A 22,276-nucleotide genomic window follows, 5' to 3' on the forward strand; every position below is an offset into this window, starting at 1 on the left:
AGTGGATATTCTAATAAAAGGAGCAAGAATAGTAGATGAGTCCAAAGATTTTCTTGGAGATTTATATATTAAAGATGGAATAATGGAAGATTTTGGTGTAAATTTAGATTATAATTGTACAGAAATAGATGGAGAAGGCTTAGTTCTTATGCCTTCCTTCATCGATCTACATGTTCATTTTAGGGACCCAGGATTTACTTATAAAGAGGACTTATTGACTGGAGGACTGGCAGCATTAAAGGGTGGATATACATTAGTCAACCTAATGGGAAATACTAATCCAATTTGCTCTTCAATGGAGACAGTAGAATATGTATTGAATAGAGCAAAGGGACTGGATTTGGTGGATGTTCATCAAACTGTTTCAATCACAAAGGACTTTGATGGACATACTCTTGAACATTTGGATAGATTAGATAATAGAGTAAAATTTATTTCTGATGATGGCAAAGGAATAAAATCGAATATCGCTATGTATAAGGCTATGACTAAGGCTAAGGAAAAAGAACTAACTATCATGACCCATGCAGAAGATGATAATTTAACTCCAATTGACTATAGAATATCGGAAAATATTATTACAATAAGAGATATTTATTTATCAAAGGCAACTGGGGCAAGATTACATTTATGCCATGTAAGTACGAGAGAGGCCATTGAGGAAGTAAGAAAAGCAAAAGCAGAAGGAGTTAATGTTACATGTGAAGTAACACCACATCATATAGCACTTTGGGATAATGATTTTAAGGTTAATCCTCCTATAAGGACAAAGGAAGATGTAGAATCACTTATTCAAGGGATAATAGATAGCACTGTAGATACTATAGCTACAGATCATGCACCACATACCAAAGAAGATAAAGAAAAAGGAGTTCCGGGACTATCTGGAATAGAAACGGCTTTTCCTGTTTCTTATACGACTTTAGTTAGGTCCAGTAAAATAGATTTAATGAAATTGTCTAAAATAATGTCAGGAAATGCAGGAAGAATAATGGGGGTCAGAAAAGGTAAAATAGAAAAAGGCTATGATGGAGATATAGTTTTATTGGATTTAAATAAAGAAATTATAATAGATGGAGAAAAATTTATATCTAAGGGAAAGAATACTCCATTTAACGGAATGAAGTTTTACGGACAGGTAATCATGACATTAAAAAATGGAGAGGTTAAATATATAAATAAGGATTAAAAATTTGGGGTGAGAATGTGATAATTGATAGATTATATGATGAGGTAGAGAAAAAAGGAAATGTTTGTGTTGGATTAGATACTAGTCTAGACTATATTCCTGAAAAAATAAAGAAGAAGTACAAAGATATAGACGAGGTTATTTTTCAATTCAATAAGAAAATAATTGATTGTACAGAGGATATAACTGCAATTTATAAGCTGCAAATTGCATATTATGAAGCCTATGGAATTCGTGGCCTATTTGGCTATATGAAAACCTTAGAATATCTAAGGGGCATCAATGCACTATCCATAGGAGATGTAAAGCGTGGAGACATTGCTTCTACAGCAGATATGTACGCTAAAGCACATTTTGAGGGCGATTTTGAAACTGATTTTATTACCCTTAATCCATATATGGGCTTTGACAGCATTACACCATATTTTAAATATCTAGACAAAGGCAATAAGGGGATATTTGTACTTCTTAGAACTTCTAATCCGGGTGCAAAGGATATAGAGTATCTAGATGTAGGAGGCAAGAATCTCTATTATCATGTAGGTGACAAGCTAGAGGAAATGGGAAAAAAATATATTGGTAAATCTGGATATAGCTTAATTGGAGCTGTAGTCGGTGGTACTCATACAGATGAAGCAATTGAAATTAGAAAAAGATATAAAGACATGTACTTTCTAATACCTGGATATGGAGCCCAAGGAGCTGGAGGTAAGGATGTAAGTCTCTATCTTAATGAAGGAAATGGGGGAGTTGTAAACTCATCAAGAGGTATAATTACAGCTTATAAGAACTATGAAGATGGAATTAAAAACTTCGAAAAATATACTAGAGAAGCAGTGCTTTCCATGAGGGAGGATATTGGCTATGGCAGATAGCTATAAAGATGGAATAATTTGTTCAAATACTGAAATAAGTCCAAATATATATGAGATAGTTCTTGAAGGAGAATTTAAGGGAGCACCAGGACAATTCTATATGATAAGAGGATGGGAAGAATTAGATCCATTTTTACCTAGACCTATTAGTATTGCAGATGTGGAAGGTAGAAGAATAAAGTTTTTATATGAAGTTAGGGGTAGAGGAACTCATATTATATCAAAATTAAAAAAGGGAGATAGATTAAGTATACTAGGACCATTGGGCAATGGATTTGATCTAAAAATCCAAGGGAAAATAGCATTGATATCTGGTGGTATAGGTATTGCACCAATGTTATATTTAACTAAAAAACTTTTAGGAGAAGTTGATATCTACGGTGGATTTAGAAGTAATGCTTACTTTTTAGACCAAATAAGACCTTATGTAAAAAATGTATTTATCGCCACAGAAGATGGATCTACTGGTCATAAAGGATTTGTAACAGAATTATTTGATCCAAGTAAATATGATTTGGTTTTAACCTGTGGACCAACTCCAATGATGGAGGTAGTGATAAGAATGTGTAAGGATAAAGTTCCAGTATATGTTTCTATGGAAAATCGTATGGCATGTGGTATAGGTGCTTGCCTTGGATGCACAATAGAGACCATAAGAGGAATGGAAAGAGTATGTAAGGAAGGACCAGTATTCAAAGGTGAGGAGGTTGTATTATATGACTAAGGTAAATATATGTGGTGTAGAACTTAAGAATCCAGTCATAGCTGCCTCAGGAACCTTTGGCTTTGGTAGAGAATTCGAAGAATATTTTTCTATAGAAAAATTAGGAGGTATATCTACTAAAGGTCTTACCCTAAATAAAAGAGATGGAAATAAAGGAATAAGAATATATGAAACTCCCTCAGGATTGATGAATAGTATAGGGTTACAAAATCCTGGAGTAAGGGGATTTATTGAGGATGAACTACCATTCTTGGAAAAAAAAGATACAGTAATATTAGCCAATCTAGGAGGAAGCACTTTAGATGATTATCTACAGGGGATAGAATTATTAAATAATACTTCAGTTCATTTTATTGAGCTTAATATCTCATGTCCTAATGTAAAAGAAGGTGGTATGGCCTTTGGTATAAAATGTAACACAGCATCAGAAGTAGTGAAGGAAGCTAAAAAACTATCTAAAAAGCCAATAATAGTAAAACTATCTCCTAATGCTGAAAATATAAAAGAGATGGCATATACATGTGTAGAAGCAGGGGCAGATGGACTTTCTCTTGTGAATACTTTTAATGCTTTAGCAATAGATATTTATAAGAGAAAGCCTATATTTAACAATATAACAGCTGGTTTATCGGGACCATGTATCAAACCTATAGCTTTAAGAATGGTATATGAAGTAAATCAGGTTGTAGATGTACCTATAATAGGCATAGGTGGAATAACAACAGCAGAGGATGCTATAGGATTTATTATGGCAGGAGCCATAGCTATTCAAGTAGGAAGTGGTAATTTTATTAAACCAGATATCTCTGTGGATATTATTAGAGGTATAGAAGATTTTATGAATAAAGAAGGAATTAAATCACTGGAAGAAATTAGAGGAATAATTTAAGATAATTAACAAAGAACAATTAACAAAGAACAATTAACAAAGAACAATTAACAAAGAATAATTAACAAAGAACAATTAAAACATTGATTTATTAATTGGTTTTATGGTTTTCAATTGTTAACTGTTAATCGTTAATTGCCAATTGAAGAAAGGGGTTTTAGTATGATAATCGATTTATTAAAGGAATCAAATGCATTGCTTGAAGGACATTTCTTATTATCATCAGGGAAACATAGTGATAGATATGTGCAATGTGCGAAACTATTACAATATCCAGATAAGGCAGCAAAAGCCATATCTTTTATAGTAGAAAAGGTTAAAGACTTAGATATTGATATAGTTGTAGGACCAGCTATGGGAGGAATTATAGTAGCTTATGAGCTAGGACGTCAGCTAGGTAAACCTGCTATATTCACCGAACGAGAAGAAGGTGAAATGAAACTAAAAAGAGGTTTCCATATCGAAAAGGGACAAAAGGTACTTATCACTGAAGATGTTGTAACCACTGGAAAATCGGCATATGAAGCTATCAGAGTTGTTGAGGAATATGGTGGGGTTGTTGTTGGCATAGCATGTATAGCTGATAGATCTAAAGGTGATATTAAATATCCAGTATATGGAGGAACTAAATTAGAGATAAAAACCTATGATATAGAAGATTGTCCTTTATGTAAGGAAGGGTTACCGATAGTAAAACCAGGAAGTAGAAAAATTTAGTGCTGCATGGGATGGATTCTCATGTAGCATTATTTTTGTTTTTCCATGTAAATTTGCTTTTTCAAACAATATATTATAATATAAAAATGTGGTTTTAACGAGATGATAGATTTATAAAGGTGGTGTTTTTATGCGTTTAAGGAATTATAAAACAGGCACATCCTCCATGCAAAGTCATACAAGATAAACGGTGGCAATTAGTTTGTATGGAGTAAAATAGTATAATTGCCAATATTCATTCTAACTTGTTTGTGAATAGATTGTTTATAATGTAGACTTTGCTTCCTTAGAACGAAATTTTTTAAGGGGTGGAGTTAGAATGAAATATATTAAAGCAAATAATATTTTTCCGGAAGAATTATTAAAACAAATACAGAAATATGTACAAGGGGAATTAATCTATATCCCTAAGCCAGAGGGAGTTAGAAAAAAATGGGGAGAAAATTCAGGTCATAGAGTATATTTAGATCACAGAAATAGCCAAATTCGTGAAAAATTTCTTGTGGGATTATCTATGGATGAACTGGCAGAAGAATTTTGTCTTTCCATTGAAAGTATTAAAAGAATTGTTTATTCTAAATAAAATATTAAGAAGATTCATCTAATTTTAAATAGATGAATCTTTTTTGTTAAGAACTTATATTAATTGTTTTTGACATATTATATTTAAGTAATACTCTATATAATAAAATTTAAGCTGTATATCATAATAGATAGTCTAATCTATGATTAATTATTATCTCATAGAAATAATGAGAGAGAAAATAAAGTATAGGAATGAGGTGTATTTATGCTAATTCGCAGATTATCTAATGAGGAACTATATAAGGCTGTTGATTTACGAATTAAATGTTGGAATAATGATTATAGAGGTGTTATTCCACCTAATGTAATGGACAGAGAAGAAGAACTGGAATTCCTTATATCATGGATAAACGAAAAATGTGATGACATAAGGCGTATTTATGGGGTTTTTGATGGGGAAAAATTTGCTGGTTTTGTAGGAGCAAGTATAGCACAGAAGGAAGATAGTGATAAAGGAGTAGAATTAAATTATCTGTTCGTAAAACAGGAATATCGGGAACGTGGACTTGGTATTAAATTGATTAAAGCCATAGTAGATGAATTTAAGGTGTATGGATTTAGAGAACTAATAGTGTATAATTGGCATGAAGTGCCTTCTAATAAATACTATTTATATTTAGGCGGAAAAGTAAAAAAACAGGTTATTCAATCTCTTAAAGGGCAAGATACATTAGTTGACGTGTTTGTTTGGGATTTAGTAGATATTGTCAAAACATTAAATAATATGTTATATGCAAGAGATGTTCAGCATGGTGGGCTTCATGTGAAGAAAAAGTTTGATGAAAGCGTCATAATTACGACAGAGTGCTCAGATGGTGATTTTGATTATGTTTGTAATGGATTATTTAAACACAATGTAATGAAGACAGAAGGAGTATTAAGAAAGCCAGGTATTGATATTAATTTATATCTTAAAACTTCTGATGAAGAAACAATAGGAGCAATTTTATGTGATACTTTCAATTATTGTCTGTATATTGATGTAATGTGGATTAATGAGAGATATAGGGGAAAAGGATATGGTAGGCTACTGATTACTGAAGCAGAGAAAATAGCTAGAGCATATGGATGTGTTTTTGCCCATACTTGTACATTTAGTTATCAATCGCCTTGGTTCTATAAAAAATGTGGATATGAAGTGTTCTCTATATTAGACGAATATCCTGATGGTATAAAGCAGTACTTTCTAAAGAAAAAGTTCTAGGATAAGGTTCAGGAAAGGAAGAGGTAAGCTATTTTTAAGGTGTTTAAAACTAGTTATAATGATAGTAGGATTAATTGTAAAATTATTTTAAATTCTGTGAATGAGTTAGAAAATTTATGTTTATGGAGGGTAAATAAATGAGAGAAATTGATTCAAATAAACATGCTTGGGGACAAGTATCTCAAGATCATTATGAAGCATTCAAAAAAAAGCTATTAAATGGGAACCATCAGTTTAATATGTATATAAAAAATGAAATTGGTGATTTAAGAGGCAAGAGAGTTATACACTTACAATGTAACACAGGAGCTGATACAATACTTTTAGCAAAAATGGGAGCAAGAGAAGTTATAGGTGTTGATTTAGTCCCAGACAATGTTTTTTATGCTAAAAAGCTTGCTAATGATTTAAACATTGAAAATATCAATTTTATTGAGTCTGATATTATGACATTAATGGATAAACATGATGAAAAGTACGATATGGTCTTCGTTTCAGAAGGTGCCATTGGCTGGCTTCCAGACCTAAGTCAATGGGGAAGAACAATTCGTCATCTCTTAAATAACAATGGATTTGTTTACGTTTTTGATTCGCATCCATTTTTCTTAACTTTTAATACAGATAAACTTGCGAAAAATGAAATAGAGATTCAGTATCCCTACTTCAGCAAAATTCCCGATGAAGAAGATTCTATTGGTGGATACGTTTCAGCACCTAAACGTGACGTAAAAGCATATTTTTGGATGTACACAGTTTCTGACATCATTAATGCTCTTACAAATGCTGGTTTGCATATCAATTATTTTAATGAGTATAAGGAGAACTTCTTCAATGCTGGTGGAATGAAAAATGTAGGAAATGGATTGTTTAATCTTGAATATAATATTGATAAATTCCCGATGTCATTTAGCATAAAAGCCACTGTTTATTAGTTCAGTAATAATTACTCGTTATACAGACTATAATCACAATGATATAGTGTGATAACATATATTTTCTTAAAAATAAGTCGTGTGAAAAAGGAATGAATCGTAAGATTAATTCATAGTATACATTCTTCAGTTTAAGATAAGGGATATATACAAATATTAAAAAGCTATGAGATTTCTGAAATCACATAGCTTTTAATGTTGTGTTTTTGAGGAAATGATGAAACAGAATATTAACTTGGAAATTATTTATTATTTTTTGTTTCTTTATATAAATCTGAATTAATATTATCATTCTTATCTTGAATTATGGAATCTAATGATTTTGCATTGGGTCCAAATAATACATCTTCTGGTATATTTATAAAACTTCCCCTAGGAGGAAAAGTCTCGCTATTTTGATAAAAACTATTGTTGTCCAAATTTTCTGTTTTATCAGGCAAATTAGATTGTGTTTTATTAACAGGCTTAGTATAATAGGGTTGGTTAAGCTTTTCTTTATGATTCATATCCATCACCTCCAGTTATAACAATAGTATTAACCATAAAATCATTAATACTAAGGTAAAATTTCCTAAGAAATTAGAATTGCATAATAAATTAATATATTTAATTAGGGTATTAATATATTTAAAATAAAGATTAAAAATATTAATATGACTATTGACATTTTTAAGAATTAATACTATCCTATCATTAGGAACTAGAACAATTAATAATTGTTAATTGTGCATTGTGAATTGATTAAACGGGGGGATACAATGAAAGAGCTTTTACTTAAACGGAAATCAAGATTTATATTTTACATACTGGCCTGCTTTATACCAGTGTTAGATAACACATTGGTAAACTTGGTTATGTCAATGATTATAGGTAGTATTCAAGTTGGAACAATGGAAAATTTCATTAGAATTTGTTTTATTTCACTGGGAGTAACAGTATTAGGAGCTGTAATGTATATAGTATCTAGATTTATGAGAATATCCTTCATGAGGGATACATTGCTAGATGTTAGACTTTTAGCATTTGACAAGATATTAAACTCATCCTATAAAGAGTTTAGTAAGAAATCCAAGGATAGCTATATTTCTAATCTAATCAATGATATTAATATATTTGAAAGTAACTTTTTTCTACAGCTTATTAATGTAATATTTCGCGGTGGAGTATATGTAGTATCACTTACTATAATAGGGTTTTTAGATATAAAATTTTCCATAGGTGCTTTCGTTATCTCTATAATATTATTTTTTATTAGCAAGAGTTTTGAAAGTAAGACAGTTAAACTTCAAGAAGAAGTATCTGAATATAATGAGAATTTTGCCATAGAGATGTCAAATATTTTTAATGGATTAGAGATATTGAAATTAAATAATATAGAAGACCAATTTCTATCTAAGGCATTGAAATCTATTACTGGATTAGAAAGAAAAAAGTTTGAATTTAATATATATACAGATAGCCAAAGAAGAATTATGGAGTTCCTAGGCTTCGGATTCTTAATAGGATCTATGGTTTATTTGTCTACTTTATTAGGAAAAGGTATATCTTTAACCAAAGTAACCTTTATGGTGCAATTAGCAAATGGTTGTATATGGAATGTTACTTCTATTTTACCTCTTTTTAATCAGCTCAAATCATCAGCTAAAATATATGATAAGATAACAAAGAACAATGAAGATGATTCGGTTTATATACAAAAGGAAAAGGATTTTACATTTAAAAATGAAATAGAAGTTAAAAACCTATATTTTGAATATGAAGGAAAAGAAATTTTGAAAGATACATCCTTCAAGATTGAGAAGGGTAAGAAATATTTACTCAAAGGGACAAGTGGTGCGGGTAAATCGACATTGATTAAATTACTATCAATGATTTATGATGATTATAAAGGTAAAATAACTGTGGATGGCGTAGATTATAGGGAAATTAAAGAATCTAGCTTAAATGATAAAGTTTCTTTCATATACCAAGATGTATTCTTATTTGAGGATACCATATATAATAATATAGCATTATATAAATCCTATCATGAAGGAAAAATTCAAGAGGCAGCCAATAAAGCAGGACTAGATAATCTACTTCAAAAAAAGGAAAATGGAATTCATGAAATGTTAATGGAAAATGGAAAGAATTTATCTGGCGGAGAGCGACAAAGGATTTCCATTGCTAGAGCCATAGTTAAGGATTGTGAGATTTTATTTGTAGATGAGGGGACCTCAAGCCTTGATGAAGAATTGGGAAGAAAGATAGAAGAGACAATACTTTCTTTAGATTGTACAGTTATTGCTATTTCTCATAGATATTATGAAGGAATAACAGAAAAATATGATCATATTTTAGAAATTAAAAACAATCAAATTAATGAATATAATTCAAATGAATACTTTATGGAGGTGGCAATATGAAAAGGTCCATAAAGAAATCTTGGGTATATCTAGCCCTAGCATTTTTAGTGCTGACTATTGGAATAGCCTTAGACGGATATATAACTATTAAGATTATGAGGATAATTGATGCGGCTATGGAAGGAAATATGAACTTATTTAAAGAAGAAGCTATAAAAGCCTTCTTATTTATTGGATTATCACTTCCATTTAACATCCTTTCTTCTTATACAAGGGGACTATATATATATAAATCCTTAGTTAAAACAAAGGTCAACTATGTAGAGAAATTATTTGGTAAAAATATTAATGAATTTCAATCTGAGAATAATGCAAAATATTTATCTGCTATAACTAATGATATGAACAATATAGAGAAGAAGTACTTAGAAGGAATATATGAAGTAGGAAGCAGCTTTATTGGGTTTTTAGTATCCTTTATAGTTATTGCCTCAGTAAGTCCATCAGCTCTGTTTATTGGAATAGGCATATCTATAATATCAGTGGTTTTATCAATGGCAGTAGGAAAGCCGTTACAAAGACATGAAAAACATAGGTCAGATCTATTCGAAGGATATACATCTTATATAAAAGAAGTCCTAGGAGCCTTCCAAATTATTAAGGCTAATAATCTAAATGAAAAAGTTAAAGAAGATTTTTATAATAAAAGTAAAGATATTCAATATAAGGGATATACAATAGATAAAATCCATACTTATACTTTATCTTTGCAGCAACTTGTAATGTATAGCTCAACATTTGGAATTCTTATTATATCAGCTTTTATGGCTATAAGGGGATCAATAAGTACTGGGGCTGTTATTTTAATAGTAAATAATATGAGTAGAGTGATTTTTCCTCTGATGAACTTAGCGGAATGGTTCCCAAAGATATTTTCAGTCAAATCATTATTTGAGAAAATGGATGAAGGTCTTAAAAATTATGACAACCATAAAGAAACAATGGATATAAATGAATTTAATAATAGCATTGAATTTAATGATGTATCCTTTGGATATGAAAATAAGGAAGTATTAACAGGTGTTAATTTAAACATCGTGAAAGGAGAAAAGTATTTAGTTGTAGGTCCTAGCGGTGGAGGAAAATCAACATTATTAAAGCTTTTTAGAAAATATTTCAATCCGACCAATGGAGATATATTAATTGATGGCAAAAGTTTGAAAGATATTAGGAAAGCAAGTTATTTTAAGAATATTTCTAATGTAGAGCAACAAGTATTTCTATTTGAAGATACACTTAGGAACAATATTACCCTATATAAGGATTATAGTGAAGAGGAAATTGATCTTGCTATAGAAAGAGCTGGATTGAAAGACTTTGTAAAAGGTTTGCAAAACGGACTTGATACTATGATATATGATAATGGAAAGAATATCTCTGGAGGAGAAAGATCAAGAGTTGCCATAGCGAGGGGACTCCTTTCCAAATCAGACATAATTTTTCTTGATGAAGCTTTCGCAAGTCTAGATTCTAAGGTAGCTAAAGAGATAGAAAATACATTATTAGATTTAGACGGTGTAACTGTAGTAAATGTAAGTCATGTAATATTCCAAGAAACAAAGGATAAGTATGATAAAATTTTTGTAGTTAAAAATAAAGCAGTTATATAATAAATAGCTAATTAGCTCATTTTTTATTATATATAGGAAATCTACTATTCTTAATCTAGATGAAAGTCTTTTTATTTCATTCTATAAAAAAATATACTTGATGCCAGTCTAATCACAGCTACTGCAATTAGTGCAATGTATATATTTGTCATATCCATTACCTTTACACCGAGAATAGGAGAAATACCAGAGATAATAGCTATAAGAGTATTATAGATAGCTATATAAATAGTTCTATTTTCATTTGGAATGATTTCTAATAATATATTAAATAATAACAGAACTGTACCGGCCACTGATACTCCTATTAAAACATTGAATAATACTAACAGCCATATTTGGTTAGAGACTGCATATAGAAGGGGAGTTACACCCATTCCTATAATAGCTATAGCTAAAGTTACATTATTTCCGTTTTTATCTGCCCATTTTGGCCATTTAGTATATGTCCATATTGAGGAAATGGCACTAGCTATAGATATGGCAGCTAACCAATTTTCATCAGCTTTCAATATCTTTATAGTATAAATATTAAATAAAGGTTGAGCACCTACCCAGCCAATATGAAAGAAAAGTGATGCAAAAGTAAATAGAAGGAATTTTTTATTATTAGGTATTTCCTTTAGTACCTGTTTTAAAGAAGATAAATAATTAGATTCTTTTTTATTTTTATTTGTAAAACCTTTAAATTTAAAGAAAGAAATCACTTCAAATACAGATACTATAAATGCAATAATGAAGAAAATCTGATAGAGCTTTATAGTATCTTTATCTGTTTTTGGTATAGATGTAAGTAGCTTCCCAGATATAAATGTTATAATTATTCCAACAAATGAAGAATATTTATTTCTAAGGCCCATTGCTTCGCCTCGTTCTTTTATGCAAAAAACATCTCCCATACTAGCTTGATATCCCATAGTTCCAATACTACCTGGTAAATTCATCAAACCTATCATTAGGACAAATAGACTAGCCTGATTTACATTTAAAAATGGTATAATAGCTATAAATAAAAAGAAAATCTTATGTAATAACATTGTACAGCCTATGGTTTTTTGTTTATTGCTTAATGATTCAATCAGTATAGCTCCAGGTATAAAAGCTAATATGCTTATAAAATGAGGTAAGGATGTAAGATAAGCTATCTGGTAATCAGTAGCTCCTAATCTTTCAGCAAACTTTGAATAATATGGGTTAACTAAGTTGGTTACAACGGCAGCTAAAATTCCATTTAAAATATTAATTTTCTTGTTATAATCAAAATCATATTGGAGAGAAATGGAGCTTTCGGTCAATTTATACACCTTCTATTATTTATTCAGATTCTAGCAACATTATATAATAAGTTCTGAATTAAATAAAGAATTATATTGTTTGTAATATTCAAATAAAATAGTAAAATTATATATAGGGAGTGGTCTCATGTTTGGTAGAAATATTAGTTTAGATCAAAGTATATTGCTTAAAAATAAAATACCTTTACTGTATAATGATGAATCTTGGGTTAAATTGTTTGGAGATGTTAATGATAAGAATATTCAAAATGCTAAAGAAGAACTTATTGAGCTTGTATCAAAAGAAAGAGAGTTAGAAATTCAAAACAGGGAATTGCAGAGGGAAAAATTAAAATGTATGAAAATGATTCTTGGGATATCAGATTCAATAAATAACGATAATAAAGTTGAAAATATAGCACTTTTAGATGATTATAAAAATCGAATGATTAGTATAAATGAAGAGCTAGAGGAACTGACTTTTCAACTTGAGACAATACCAAAAGAAATAAGAGAGGCAAATCTTAAATTGTTAAATCTGACAATTGAATATGGTTATGATGAGCTTAAAGTCAAAGAAAAGGTTGTTGCTCAATCAATAGGTGAAATAGAAGCTTTAAGACAGAAATTAAAGAATTTAATAAAAACAAAGCATGATTATGAAGAATGGATAAATGAGACATATACTTTTCTTCATGGACTTTTAGGATCAGAAGTTATAGAAAAAATTGATAAAGAGAGATTTAAATAAAATGATATGTGAAGATAGAATATCCATGGGAACAGATATCGTGAATATAAATAGAATAAAAAAATAATATCAGAGAAAAAGAGTAGATTCTATGATAAGATATTTACAGTAAAAGAAATAGAATATATTTCTAAAGGTGGTCATAAGTGCACAACTATAGCAGGTATTTTTGCTGCTAAGGAAGCTATTAGCAAGGTTCTAGGAACAGGGATAGGGTCTGTAGGCTGGAAAGAAATAGAGATACTTCATTGTGCGAGTGGAAAACCCTATGTAAACCTTATAAATAAGGGAAAAGAAAAATTAGAAGAACTGGGTTTAGATAGTATAGAAATATCTATTTCTCATGAGGAAGATTATGCTTTAGCCTTTGCAATAGGATATAGAAGCAATAATATAAATATAGAAATAGATGATTCTATGAAAAAATTACTGCCTAGAAGAAGTAGAGATAGCCATAAGGGAACTTATGGTAGAGTGGCTGTTATAGGTGGAAGTAGAGGGATGGCAGGTGCACCTTATTTAACGTCAATGGCAGCATTAAGAACTGGAACAGGTCTTGTATATAGTATAGTACCTAAATCTTTAGAAAATATTATGTCCATAAAACTTACGGAAGTAATAATAAAATCAGCAGAAGATAAGAATAAAGGATATTTTACAAAAGATTCATTATCTGATATTTTAGAAGGAATAGAAGGAATGGATGCAATAGCCATAGGGCCTGGTATTGGAGCAGATAAGGAAAGAACTTATCTAATTGAAGAAATTATAAATAATTATAAAGGGCCCATAGTTATAGATGCAGATGGAATAAATTGTTTATCCATTAATCCAGATATTTTATATAAAAGAGATCAACCAATTATCATTACCCCACATCCAGGAGAATTGGGAAGATTCCTAGGTATAAGTACAAAGGAAATCCAAGAAAATAGAATTTATTATTCTAAATATACTTCTGAGAAATATAATATAATAGTAGCTTTAAAAGGATTTAATACCGTAGTTGCATCACCTAAGAATGAAATATATATAAATGCAACTGGGAATCCAGGAATGGCTACTGCAGGATCAGGGGATTTACTTACAGGAATTATAGCCTCTTTTATAGGTCAAGGATTAATATCAATTGATGCAGCAAAGCTAGGTGTATTTTGTCACGGATTAGCAGGAGACTTAGCTAGTATTTATAAAGGAGAATATGGAGTTATTGCTACAGATATATTAGAAAATATCCCCTACAGTATTAAAAAAATTCAAGAGTAAAGGTTGGGGTGATATTGAAAAGGCTCCTATTATTTATATTGATCCTTATGGTTTTATTAACATCATGTAACTTTTCTTCTAAGGAGAAAATTCTGTATAAAGACAAAAGAGTCTTATCTAAAATAGAAAAAACATATGAAAAATATAACGGATATAAATGTAAAGCTAATATTAAAATTATTTCAGGCGAAACAGAATCAATATATTTAATAGAAGAAACATATAACAAACCTAACAAATATAAATTAGAAATTTTAAAGCCGAAAGAAAGCAAGGGTATAATAATACTAAATACTGATGATAAAGTTTTTGTTGAACATCCATCGATTAACCAATCCATATCATTAATAACAATAAAATCTTTAAATAAGCAGATGCTAATAGGAGGATTTTATGAAAATATATCTAAATCAAATACAATTAGTACTCAAGAGATAGATAATGAAGAATATCTTACTTTTGAATTTAAGCTTGAGGAAAAAAATAAATACAGGGATTCTGCAAAGATTTGGATAGAAAAGAAAAATTATACTCCATATAAATTAAATATATTTGATGAGAGTGGTGCATTACAGGTAGAAATTACTTATGAAAACTTTAAATTTATTAGAAACCTAAAGACAAAATTATAAGGGGGATTATTAAATGTATACTTTAGATGAAACAAGGCCAGTATGGGCAGAAATCAACTTAGATAACTTAGCTCACAATATTAGAGAGGTGAGAAAACATACAAACGAGAATGCATTAGTTACTGCTGTAGTAAAAGCTAACGGATATGGTCATGGTTCTGTAGAGATATCAAGAACTTTCCTAGATAATGGTGCAGATAGATTAGCAGTAGCTATTCTAACAGAAGCTATAGAATTAAGAAAAGGAAATATAACTGAACCAATATTAATTTTAGGTTATACACCTCCAACACAATATGGAAAACTATTGGACTATGATTTAATTCAGGCTATATATAACTATGAAGAAGCTAAGATATTATCAAATAAAGCAGTAGAACTAGGGAAAACAGCCATAATTCATATTAAGATTGATAGTGGAATGGGTAGAATTGGATTTCTTCCAGCTAAAGAATCTATAGAAGATATAATAAAGATATCTAAGCTTCCTAATATCTATATAGAAGGAATTTTTACTCATTTTGCAAAAGCTGATGAAACTGATAAATCTCATGCAAGAAATCAATTTGAAAAATATGTAGACATAGTTAATGATTTGGAAGAACAAGGATTAAATATACCAATAAAACATGTATCTAATAGTGCTGCAATTATTGATTTGCCACAGTATAATCTAAATATGGTTAGAGCAGGAATAATGATATATGGTTTTTATCCTTCAGATGAAGTGAGAAAGGATATAGAGTTAAAGCCAGCAATGACTTTGAAAGCTAAGATATCTCACTTAAAAGCAGTACCTAAAGGAACTGGGATCAGCTATGGACAAATTTTTGTTACAGAGAAGGAATCAAAGATAGCAACTATACCCATAGGATATGCAGATGGATTTACTAGATTGCTAACTGAGAAAGCTGAAGTAACTATAAATGGTAAAAGGGCAAAAATAATAGGGAAAATATGTATGGATCAATGTATGATAGATGTCACTCATATAGAAGACGTGAAACTAGGAGATGAAGTGGTAATATTTGGATGTGAACCAGAATATCCTCATGCCGATGAACTCGCAGAAAAAATTGGTACAATAAATTATGAAATTGTATGCATGGTAAGTAGAAGGGTTCCTAGAGTCTATATATCTAATGGAAATATAGTGAAGATAAAAGATTATTTACTGGAATAAAGCTTAAAAGGAATAAATTGATGAATAGGTTGACATTGGCAACGAAAAGCATATATAATTGTTTTAGGCTATTTTATATATTTTTTATCCAAGATTTTGTGTGGGGGGTGTGCCTTTATGGCTGAGACTGCCAAGGATAACAGTTAGTTTACCCAATAGCCTCCTAGAAGAAGTTGATGTTATGGTTCCTATGGAGTATAAAAACCGTTCTGATTTTATAGCAGAGGCCATGAAACTCTTTATTAGTGAGAAAAAAAAATTAGATATTATTGAGAAATTGAGGGAAGGATATAAGGAAATGAGTCAAATTAATTTAGCTTTTGCTGAAATGGGGTTAGAACAAGATATTCTTGAACTAGCCACATATGAAGCAAGTCTTAAGAGGCAGGCGATATTATGATAGTTAAACGAGGAGATATATATTATGCTGATTTAAGTCCTGTTATAGGATCTGAACAAGGAGGGGTAAGACCAGTACTTGTTATCCAAAATGATGTTGGAAACAAATATAGTCCTACTATTATTATTGCTGCAATTACTTCCCAGATAAATAAGGCGAAATTGCCTACACATGTAGAGATAAATGCTCCAGAATACGGACTACCAAAGGACTCAGTAGTCCTTCTGGAGCAAATAAGAACTATAGATAAAAAGAGACTTCGAGAGAGAATAGGAAGATTCAGTGAAGAAATGATGTCTAACGTAGATGAATGCTTGAAAATAAGCTTAGGATTAATAGAACTATAGTGAATACATACATATTAAAAATAGGCATTACTTAATGCTTATTTTTTATTGGTTTTGTAGTATAATTAAAAGCAGTGAAGAGTTAAAAGTGAGAAGTGAATAGTTTTAAGTAAAGATTTAGGGTCTTTTAACTATTAGTTATTCACTATTAGCTATTAACTAAATTTTAGGAGGTTAATACATATGAAAAATAAAATTAAGAGAATAGGAATTGGATTAAGTGCAATAGTTATATTATTAGGAGCAACAAGAGTATTTTCGGAACCAGGTTCTGAATCAGATCCATTAGTCACTCTTAGTTATGTAGAGAAAAAAATAGAGCAATTAAAATACTATGTAGATACAGAATTAGGAAAGAAAAATACTGGAAATGAGACTACGGGATCATGGGCAGTAGTTGAAGTACCAGCAGGAAAATCTTTAATCTGTAAAGATGGGACAGAGATCATACTACGTTCAGGAGAAGCTAGAGCTATAGCGATAGTAGTCAATGGTGTAATGAATGGACTAACAGATATTACTGTAGGTAAAGATTTGGCAATGGAAGAAAATATTATAGCAAATCATTTACTTATAATACCTAGAGATGATGGAAGAGGAGCTAGAGCTTTAACAAATAGTTTTTTCCTAGTTAAAGGAGATTATGAAATACGATAGGAGGAGTACTTTGATTGATATAAGGGAGTACAAAAGTGGTGATGAAAAGGGAATATTAAATTTATTTAATGAAATATACACTGCATCTAGAGAAGAAGAATATTGGAGATGGCAATTCATGGAGAATCCATGGGGAGAGTCAGTTATTGTTGTAGCAGAAGAAGACTCTAAGATAATAGGACAATGTACACTTATCCCTACAAAGATTATAATTAATGACAAAGAGATATTAGCAGGCCATTCAGTAGATACTATGATTAGCAAGGAATATAGAGGAAAAGGTATATATGAGAAAGTGGCTAAAAAGTCTTATGAATTAGCTGCCCTAAAAGGAATAGAAATCAGAGTTGGATTTCCAACTAACGAAGCATTGAGAGGCCTACTAGGAGATGATATTAGTGCAGCTTTAGTAGGGGATATTCCACTACTACTTAAGCCTTATAAATTAGATAATTTTTTATCTAGCATAATAAAATTGAAACCTTTAGCTAAAGCATTGGCTTTACCTAGTACCTTATTCATAAAATTTATCTACAAGGAAAGGACAATGAAGATTAATAAGTCTTATATATTTAAGGAAGTAAAGGAATTTAATGAAGACTTTGATATACTTTGGGATAAAATAAAGACAAGTAGTCAAATAATGACAAAAAGGGATAGTGAATTCTTAAACTGGAGAATCAAAAATCATCCTAAGAATCATTATAAGACCTTTGGAGCTTATTTAGAAGATGAATTAATGGGATACATGGTAGTAAAGATAGAAGAACGAAGTTTGAGAGGCAAATCCAATGTAAAACTAGGAAGTATTGTAGACATGATAGGTATAGATGAAAGTATATTAACAGGTCTTTACTTAGAAGCAAAAAAATATTTTAAAGTTGAAAAAATAGATTTTGTAGTATCTTGGGCTTCTGAATCTATGAAATATCGTCAATTTCTAGTTAAATTAGGTTTTTTCAAGTCTAGGTCTTCAATAGCTTTTGTAGTTAAGGATTTAACACAAAAAAAAGAATTGGAAAACTACATCATCAATGAGAAAAACTGGTATGTTATGCCCATTGAATCAGATATCTACTAAATGATGCAAGGCGAAATGGAGGAGAATTTATGACATCAACGAAGGATATGAAAATAACTATTATTGGATTAGGTTATATTGGCTTGCCTACTGCTGCCATATTTGCTAAATCAGGAATGACAGTATTAGGCTATGATATTAATGAAAAAGTAATAAATGCTTTAAATCAAGGGAAAATTATAATTGAAGAACCAGGTCTTGAAGATTTAGTTAATGAAGTTGTAGAAGAGGGGAGATTAAAAGGTATTAGCAAATTAGAGGAAGCTGATGTTTTTATTATTTCAGTTCCTACACCAATTAACAAGGATAAGACTGCTAATATGGATTATGTTAGAAAAGCAGCTGAATCTATAGTTCCCGTACTTAGAAAAGGAAATATAGTAGTTCTAGAATCTACTTCCCCACCAGAGTCTACTGAAAAAATAATATTACCTATACTTGGTAAATCAGGGCTTGATATAGGAGAAGAAGTTTTTGTTGCTCATTCACCAGAAAGAGTTTTACCAGGTAAGATAATTCAAGAACTAATTGAAAGCGATAGAATTATTGGGGGAATAAATGAAAAATCTGCTGAGTTAGTTAAGAATTTATATAGTGTTTTTGTTAAGGGGGAGATTTTTACAACTGATTCCAAAACAGCAGAAATGTGTAAGCTTATGGAAAATACTTATAGGGATGTTAATATTGCCTTGGCAAATGAGCTTGCCATAACTTGTGAAGAGATGGGAATAAATGCTTGGGATGTTATAACTTTAGCTAATAGGCATCCTAGAGTTAATATTCATCAGCCGGGACCAGGGGTTGGAGGACATTGTTTAGCAGTTGATCCTTGGTTCATAGTAGAAAGACAAATTAAAGGAAACATTATTAAACTTGCTAGAGAAACAAATGATAATATGCCAAATCATATATTAGATAAACTAAAGGAAATTTTCCCAGATGAAAATGCTAAAATATCTATATTAGGACTTACATATAAACCAAATATAGATGATATGAGGGAAAGCCCTATAGTAAATTTGGTAAAATTATTAAAAGAAAATACCAGATTTACTTTATCATTACATGACCCTCATGCATGTAAGGAAAACTTTGAGTTAGGTAATCTTATGCTTGATTCCTTATATGATGTAGTTAAGGATGCAGATTTAATGATACTGGCAGTAAATCATAACGAATATAAAAATATAGACTTTAAAAAAGTAGCTACATTGATGAAAGACAAGCATATCTATGATACTAGAAATTTCTTAGATGAAGCTTCCCTTAAAGATTTAGGTTTTAAAATTACACTATTAGGTAGGGATTAAAATGGAGAAGGTATTGATTATTGCCAATGAGTTTCCACCAATGGGTGGTGCTGGAGTTCAAAGAACTACAAAATTTGTTAAGTATTTACCCAAATTTGGTTACGAGCCAGTAGTCATAACTAAAGAACATGTGGCAGATTTAACTGATAAAACTTTACTAGAAGATTTACCAAAAAATTTAAAAGTATATAGGTTAAAACCTTATGATACAGTAAATAGGAAAGGAATCTTTAGGCTACCATTTAAGTTCTTAGGTACTAGAATATTATCACCAGATTCAGAATTCTTTTGGTATTATTTCAATAGGGACAAGATAGCTGAGATAATTAAGAAAGAAAATATAAATATCATTTATACGACTTCTTTTCCTTATAGTTCACATTTGATGGGATTATATATCAAGAGACTCTTCTCTAATATTAGATGGATAACTGATTTTAGAGATGAATGGACTAACAATCCATATCATTTGGATAGTTGGTATAAAAAAACAAAATTAAATCTTGAGAAGAAAAAGGAATTAGAAGTTACTAATGAATGCGATTTTCTTATTACTAATACACCTTTTATGTTAGATAATTTTATTAAAGATAATCCGTCTTTAGTAGGACGCTCTACTTATATACCAAATGGATATGATGAGGAAGATTTTGTTGGACTTAATAATGCAAGAGATGGTGGAGACAAGTTTGTAATCACATATACAGGTTCTCTCTATGGCAGACGAAATCTAACTGAATTTTTAGATGGATTGAAAATGGCAATTGACAATAAAAAAATTGATAAGGGTAAATTAGAAATAAGAGTAGTAGGTAATATATATCAGGAGGTTTTAGATGAATATGCTAAAAAATATGATTTAGTGGATAGTATGAAATCCTTTGGATATTTGCCTCATAAGGAAAGTATACAAATGCTATATAATTCAGACATTCTCCTACTGGTAATTGGTAAAGGTAAAGGATCTAAGAACTTTTATACTGGAAAGATATTTGAATATATAAGAGTGGATAGACCTATTTTATCTATTGTTCCAGAGGATGGTGCTGCGGCACAAGTAATCAATGAGACTAATACAGGCACTGTAGTAGATCCAGAAGATATAGATGGAATAAGTGTTGCTTTAGAAAAGTATTATAAAAGCTGGACAGAAGGTAAATTAACTCATGAACCAAATTGGGATAAGATACAAGTATATAGTAGAGAATCTCAAGCGAAAAGACTGTCTGAAATATTCAAGGAATCAAAGGATATTTAGTAATAATTTAGGAAGGTGATTTTGTGAAGAAAAAATGGAATTGGATAGATACAACTATAACAATTATCATATTGTTAGCAGTCGTAGTATTTTTAAACAGAGGTAAGATAATTAAAAAATCTAAGGATGTTGTGACAGCAGGCGGCAAGAACATAGTCATAACTGTTGAAGCCAGTGAATTAACTGAAGAAATGGTAACTGATTTAAAAATAGGAGATCAACTTTTCTCCCAAAACAATTTACAAAAAGGTTTTGTAGAAGAAATAAACATTGACCCAAAAGTGAAATCTATTGTAGGTGAAGATGGAAAAATTACTACTTATGAAGATGCAGGGGAAGTAACAGTAACTGTAAAGATTAAAGCAGAAGTTGCTTCGTCAGGTCCTTATATGGATTTAGGCGGTCAAGAGATAAAAGTAGGACTTCCTATAATAATGAAAACAACTACAGTTGAATTTCCTGGTACTATAAAGCATATAGAGGTGAAATAATTGAAACTAATAGATAAAGAAGGTAGAATTTTTGGTAAAATAAATATTTTGGATTTTCTTGCTATGATTTTAGTAGTATTTTTAATATTTTTATCTCTTTTAAAGATATTAAATAAAGATCTTGCAGATTTATCTGTAAAGGATGAAATAGTTAATATAGAAGTAGAGGCAACTATTGTGACAGATAAGGGATATCTTGATGTGATAACAGTTGGAGATCAATTAGGCGAGATGAAGCATTATTTAGACGCTTATGTAGAAGAAGTTGAAATATTACCTGTAGAGGCGACAAATTTAGATAAGGATGGAAATGTAGTTACCTCAATAGATCCAATGATGGAGAAGGCTAGGATCAAGTTTAAAGCAACTACTCCATATAAAAATTATAGCTATAAATTTGGAAAACAAGAGTTGAGACAAGGTAAAATAATCTTTATAGAGTCTGATTTATATAGGTTAAAAGCTCAAATAGTAAGTTTAAAGGTAGTGGATTAAT

24 protein-coding genes and 1 pseudogene are annotated in these 22,276 nt (G+C 30.3%); 23 read left to right on the plus strand and 2 right to left on the minus strand.

Annotation, left to right across the window (positions count from 1 at the left end):
- The first annotated feature begins 1 nt into the window (after position 1).
- The 8 genes from CIW83_RS02320 to CIW83_RS02355 all read left to right on the plus strand — a co-directional run bounded on the left by CIW83_RS02320 (position 2) and on the right by CIW83_RS02355 (position 7,115).
- Positions 2–1,189 carry a dihydroorotase gene (locus CIW83_RS02320; RefSeq protein ID WP_094899078.1) on the plus strand — a complete coding sequence of 396 codons (1,188 nt, stop codon included), beginning with the start codon at positions 2–4 and terminating at the stop codon, positions 1,187–1,189.
- Between the two features lie 17 nt (positions 1,190–1,206).
- The gene (pyrF, locus tag CIW83_RS02325; RefSeq protein ID WP_094899080.1) at positions 1,207–2,064 is read left to right on the plus strand and encodes an orotidine-5'-phosphate decarboxylase; all 858 of its coding nucleotides are present in this window, start codon (positions 1,207–1,209) and stop codon (positions 2,062–2,064) included.
- On the plus strand, positions 2,054–2,788 hold the full coding sequence (locus CIW83_RS02330; protein WP_094899081.1) for a dihydroorotate dehydrogenase electron transfer subunit: 735 nt from the start codon (positions 2,054–2,056) through the stop codon (positions 2,786–2,788). Before pyrF ends, CIW83_RS02330 begins: the two co-directional genes overlap by 11 nt.
- A complete protein-coding gene (locus CIW83_RS02335; RefSeq protein WP_094899083.1) occupies positions 2,781–3,677 on the plus strand; it encodes a dihydroorotate dehydrogenase in 897 nt (298 codons plus the stop codon). The genes CIW83_RS02330 and CIW83_RS02335 overlap by 8 nt, the downstream gene beginning before the upstream one ends.
- Before the next feature lie 162 nt (positions 3,678–3,839).
- Positions 3,840–4,394 carry an orotate phosphoribosyltransferase gene (pyrE, locus tag CIW83_RS02340; protein ID WP_094899084.1) on the plus strand — a complete coding sequence of 185 codons (555 nt, stop codon included), beginning with the start codon at positions 3,840–3,842 and terminating at the stop codon, positions 4,392–4,394.
- 319 nt (positions 4,395–4,713) lie between these two features.
- Positions 4,714–4,977, plus strand: coding sequence for a CD3324 family protein (locus CIW83_RS02345; RefSeq protein ID WP_094899086.1), 264 nt, complete (start codon positions 4,714–4,716; stop codon positions 4,975–4,977).
- Positions 4,978–5,184: 207 nt separating this feature from the next.
- Positions 5,185–6,183, plus strand: coding sequence for a GNAT family N-acetyltransferase (locus CIW83_RS02350; protein ID WP_094899087.1), 999 nt, complete (start codon positions 5,185–5,187; stop codon positions 6,181–6,183).
- 137 nt (positions 6,184–6,320) lie between these two features.
- Positions 6,321–7,115 (plus strand): bifunctional 2-polyprenyl-6-hydroxyphenol methylase/3-demethylubiquinol 3-O-methyltransferase UbiG, encoded by a 795-nt coding sequence (locus CIW83_RS02355; RefSeq protein ID WP_094899089.1) that lies wholly within the window; start codon positions 6,321–6,323, stop codon positions 7,113–7,115.
- A gap of 242 nt (positions 7,116–7,357) precedes the next feature.
- Here CIW83_RS02355 and CIW83_RS02360 read toward each other — a convergent pair whose 3' ends face one another.
- Positions 7,358–7,621 carry a hypothetical protein gene (locus tag CIW83_RS02360; protein ID WP_094899091.1) on the minus strand — a complete coding sequence of 88 codons (264 nt, stop codon included), beginning with the start codon at positions 7,619–7,621 and terminating at the stop codon, positions 7,358–7,360.
- A 252-nt stretch (positions 7,622–7,873) separates the two neighbouring features.
- Between CIW83_RS02360 and CIW83_RS02365 the strand changes: the two genes are divergently transcribed.
- Positions 7,874–9,520: an ABC transporter ATP-binding protein gene (locus tag CIW83_RS02365; protein ID WP_094899092.1), complete on the plus strand. Its 1,647-nt coding sequence runs from the start codon at positions 7,874–7,876 to the stop codon at positions 9,518–9,520.
- Positions 9,517–11,130: an ABC transporter ATP-binding protein gene (locus tag CIW83_RS02370; protein WP_094899094.1), complete on the plus strand. Its 1,614-nt coding sequence runs from the start codon at positions 9,517–9,519 to the stop codon at positions 11,128–11,130. The genes CIW83_RS02365 and CIW83_RS02370 overlap by 4 nt, the downstream gene beginning before the upstream one ends.
- Before the next feature lie 71 nt (positions 11,131–11,201).
- On the opposite strand, the gene CIW83_RS02375 is transcribed toward CIW83_RS02370, so the two are convergent.
- A complete protein-coding gene (locus tag CIW83_RS02375) occupies positions 11,202–12,425 on the minus strand; it encodes an MFS transporter (RefSeq protein WP_158219985.1) in 1,224 nt (407 codons plus the stop codon).
- A gap of 127 nt (positions 12,426–12,552) precedes the next feature.
- Here CIW83_RS02375 and CIW83_RS02380 point away from each other — a divergent pair, with 127 nt between their 5' ends.
- From CIW83_RS02380 to CIW83_RS02435, 13 genes and pseudogenes are all read left to right on the plus strand, one after another.
- Complete coding sequence (locus CIW83_RS02380) at positions 12,553–13,155, plus strand: hypothetical protein (protein WP_094899097.1); 603 nt, start codon at positions 12,553–12,555, stop codon at positions 13,153–13,155.
- A gap of 117 nt (positions 13,156–13,272) precedes the next feature.
- Positions 13,273–13,476, plus strand: a pseudogene (locus tag CIW83_RS23525) (holo-ACP synthase); the annotation flags it as partial.
- A gap of 96 nt (positions 13,477–13,572) precedes the next feature.
- Positions 13,573–14,421, plus strand: a complete 849-nt coding sequence (locus tag CIW83_RS02385) for an NAD(P)H-hydrate dehydratase (protein ID WP_235601201.1) — start codon at positions 13,573–13,575, stop codon at positions 14,419–14,421.
- 14 nt (positions 14,422–14,435) lie between these two features.
- Positions 14,436–15,053, plus strand: coding sequence for an outer membrane lipoprotein carrier protein LolA (locus CIW83_RS02390; protein WP_094899099.1), 618 nt, complete (start codon positions 14,436–14,438; stop codon positions 15,051–15,053).
- Between the two features lie 13 nt (positions 15,054–15,066).
- Positions 15,067–16,236, plus strand: a complete 1,170-nt coding sequence (alr, locus tag CIW83_RS02395) for an alanine racemase (protein ID WP_094899100.1) — start codon at positions 15,067–15,069, stop codon at positions 16,234–16,236.
- A gap of 109 nt (positions 16,237–16,345) precedes the next feature.
- The gene (locus CIW83_RS02400) at positions 16,346–16,636 is read left to right on the plus strand and encodes a CopG family ribbon-helix-helix protein (protein WP_235601202.1); all 291 of its coding nucleotides are present in this window, start codon (positions 16,346–16,348) and stop codon (positions 16,634–16,636) included.
- A complete protein-coding gene (locus CIW83_RS02405) occupies positions 16,633–16,983 on the plus strand; it encodes a type II toxin-antitoxin system PemK/MazF family toxin (protein ID WP_094899102.1) in 351 nt (116 codons plus the stop codon). Before CIW83_RS02400 ends, CIW83_RS02405 begins: the two co-directional genes overlap by 4 nt.
- A 183-nt stretch (positions 16,984–17,166) precedes the next feature.
- Positions 17,167–17,640 (plus strand): hypothetical protein, encoded by a 474-nt coding sequence (locus CIW83_RS02410; protein WP_094899103.1) that lies wholly within the window; start codon positions 17,167–17,169, stop codon positions 17,638–17,640.
- A gap of 10 nt (positions 17,641–17,650) precedes the next feature.
- Positions 17,651–18,721, plus strand: a complete 1,071-nt coding sequence (locus CIW83_RS02415) for a GNAT family N-acetyltransferase (RefSeq protein ID WP_158219986.1) — start codon at positions 17,651–17,653, stop codon at positions 18,719–18,721.
- Positions 18,722–18,750: 29 nt separating this feature from the next.
- Entirely contained in the window at positions 18,751–20,031 is a 1,281-nt protein-coding gene (locus CIW83_RS02420; RefSeq protein ID WP_094899106.1) for a nucleotide sugar dehydrogenase, read from the plus strand.
- Between the two features lies 1 nt (position 20,032).
- The gene (locus CIW83_RS02425) at positions 20,033–21,289 is read left to right on the plus strand and encodes a glycosyltransferase (protein ID WP_094899108.1); all 1,257 of its coding nucleotides are present in this window, start codon (positions 20,033–20,035) and stop codon (positions 21,287–21,289) included.
- A 23-nt stretch (positions 21,290–21,312) separates the two neighbouring features.
- Complete coding sequence (locus CIW83_RS02430; RefSeq protein WP_094899109.1) at positions 21,313–21,780, plus strand: DUF4330 family protein; 468 nt, start codon at positions 21,313–21,315, stop codon at positions 21,778–21,780.
- The gene (locus CIW83_RS02435) at positions 21,781–22,275 is read left to right on the plus strand and encodes a DUF4330 domain-containing protein (protein ID WP_094899111.1); all 495 of its coding nucleotides are present in this window, start codon (positions 21,781–21,783) and stop codon (positions 22,273–22,275) included.
- Position 22,276: the final 1 nt, after the last annotated feature.

This window comes from Tissierella sp. P1 (assembly GCF_002266425.1).
Taxonomy (GTDB): domain Bacteria; phylum Bacillota; class Clostridia; order Tissierellales; family Tissierellaceae; genus Tissierella; species Tissierella carlieri.

Bases quoted from the DNA above. Each gene is read 5' to 3' on its own strand.
- CIW83_RS02380 (WP_094899097.1), top strand. From the start codon at position 12,553: ATGTTTGGTAGAAATATTAGTTTAGATCAAAGTATATTGCTTAAAAAT.
- CIW83_RS02365 (WP_094899092.1), top strand. From the start codon at position 7,874: ATGAAAGAGCTTTTACTTAAACGGAAATCAAGATTTATATTTTACATA.
- CIW83_RS02420 (WP_094899106.1), top strand. From the start codon at position 18,751: ATGACATCAACGAAGGATATGAAAATAACTATTATTGGATTAGGTTAT.
- CIW83_RS02335 (WP_094899083.1), top strand. From the start codon at position 2,781: ATGACTAAGGTAAATATATGTGGTGTAGAACTTAAGAATCCAGTCATA.
- CIW83_RS02425 (WP_094899108.1), top strand. From the start codon at position 20,033: ATGGAGAAGGTATTGATTATTGCCAATGAGTTTCCACCAATGGGTGGT.
- CIW83_RS02370 (WP_094899094.1), top strand. From the start codon at position 9,517: ATGAAAAGGTCCATAAAGAAATCTTGGGTATATCTAGCCCTAGCATTT.
- CIW83_RS02385 (WP_235601201.1), top strand. From the start codon at position 13,573: ATGAAAAAATTACTGCCTAGAAGAAGTAGAGATAGCCATAAGGGAACT.
- CIW83_RS02330 (WP_094899081.1), top strand. From the start codon at position 2,054: ATGGCAGATAGCTATAAAGATGGAATAATTTGTTCAAATACTGAAATA.
- CIW83_RS02405 (WP_094899102.1), top strand. From the start codon at position 16,633: ATGATAGTTAAACGAGGAGATATATATTATGCTGATTTAAGTCCTGTT.
- alr (WP_094899100.1), top strand. From the start codon at position 15,067: ATGTATACTTTAGATGAAACAAGGCCAGTATGGGCAGAAATCAACTTA.
- CIW83_RS02345 (WP_094899086.1), top strand. From the start codon at position 4,714: ATGAAATATATTAAAGCAAATAATATTTTTCCGGAAGAATTATTAAAA.
- CIW83_RS02360 (WP_094899091.1), bottom strand. From the start codon at position 7,621: ATGAATCATAAAGAAAAGCTTAACCAACCCTATTATACTAAGCCTGTT.
- CIW83_RS02350 (WP_094899087.1), top strand. From the start codon at position 5,185: ATGCTAATTCGCAGATTATCTAATGAGGAACTATATAAGGCTGTTGAT.
- CIW83_RS02410 (WP_094899103.1), top strand. From the start codon at position 17,167: ATGAAAAATAAAATTAAGAGAATAGGAATTGGATTAAGTGCAATAGTT.
- pyrE (WP_094899084.1), top strand. From the start codon at position 3,840: ATGATAATCGATTTATTAAAGGAATCAAATGCATTGCTTGAAGGACAT.
- CIW83_RS02355 (WP_094899089.1), top strand. From the start codon at position 6,321: ATGAGAGAAATTGATTCAAATAAACATGCTTGGGGACAAGTATCTCAA.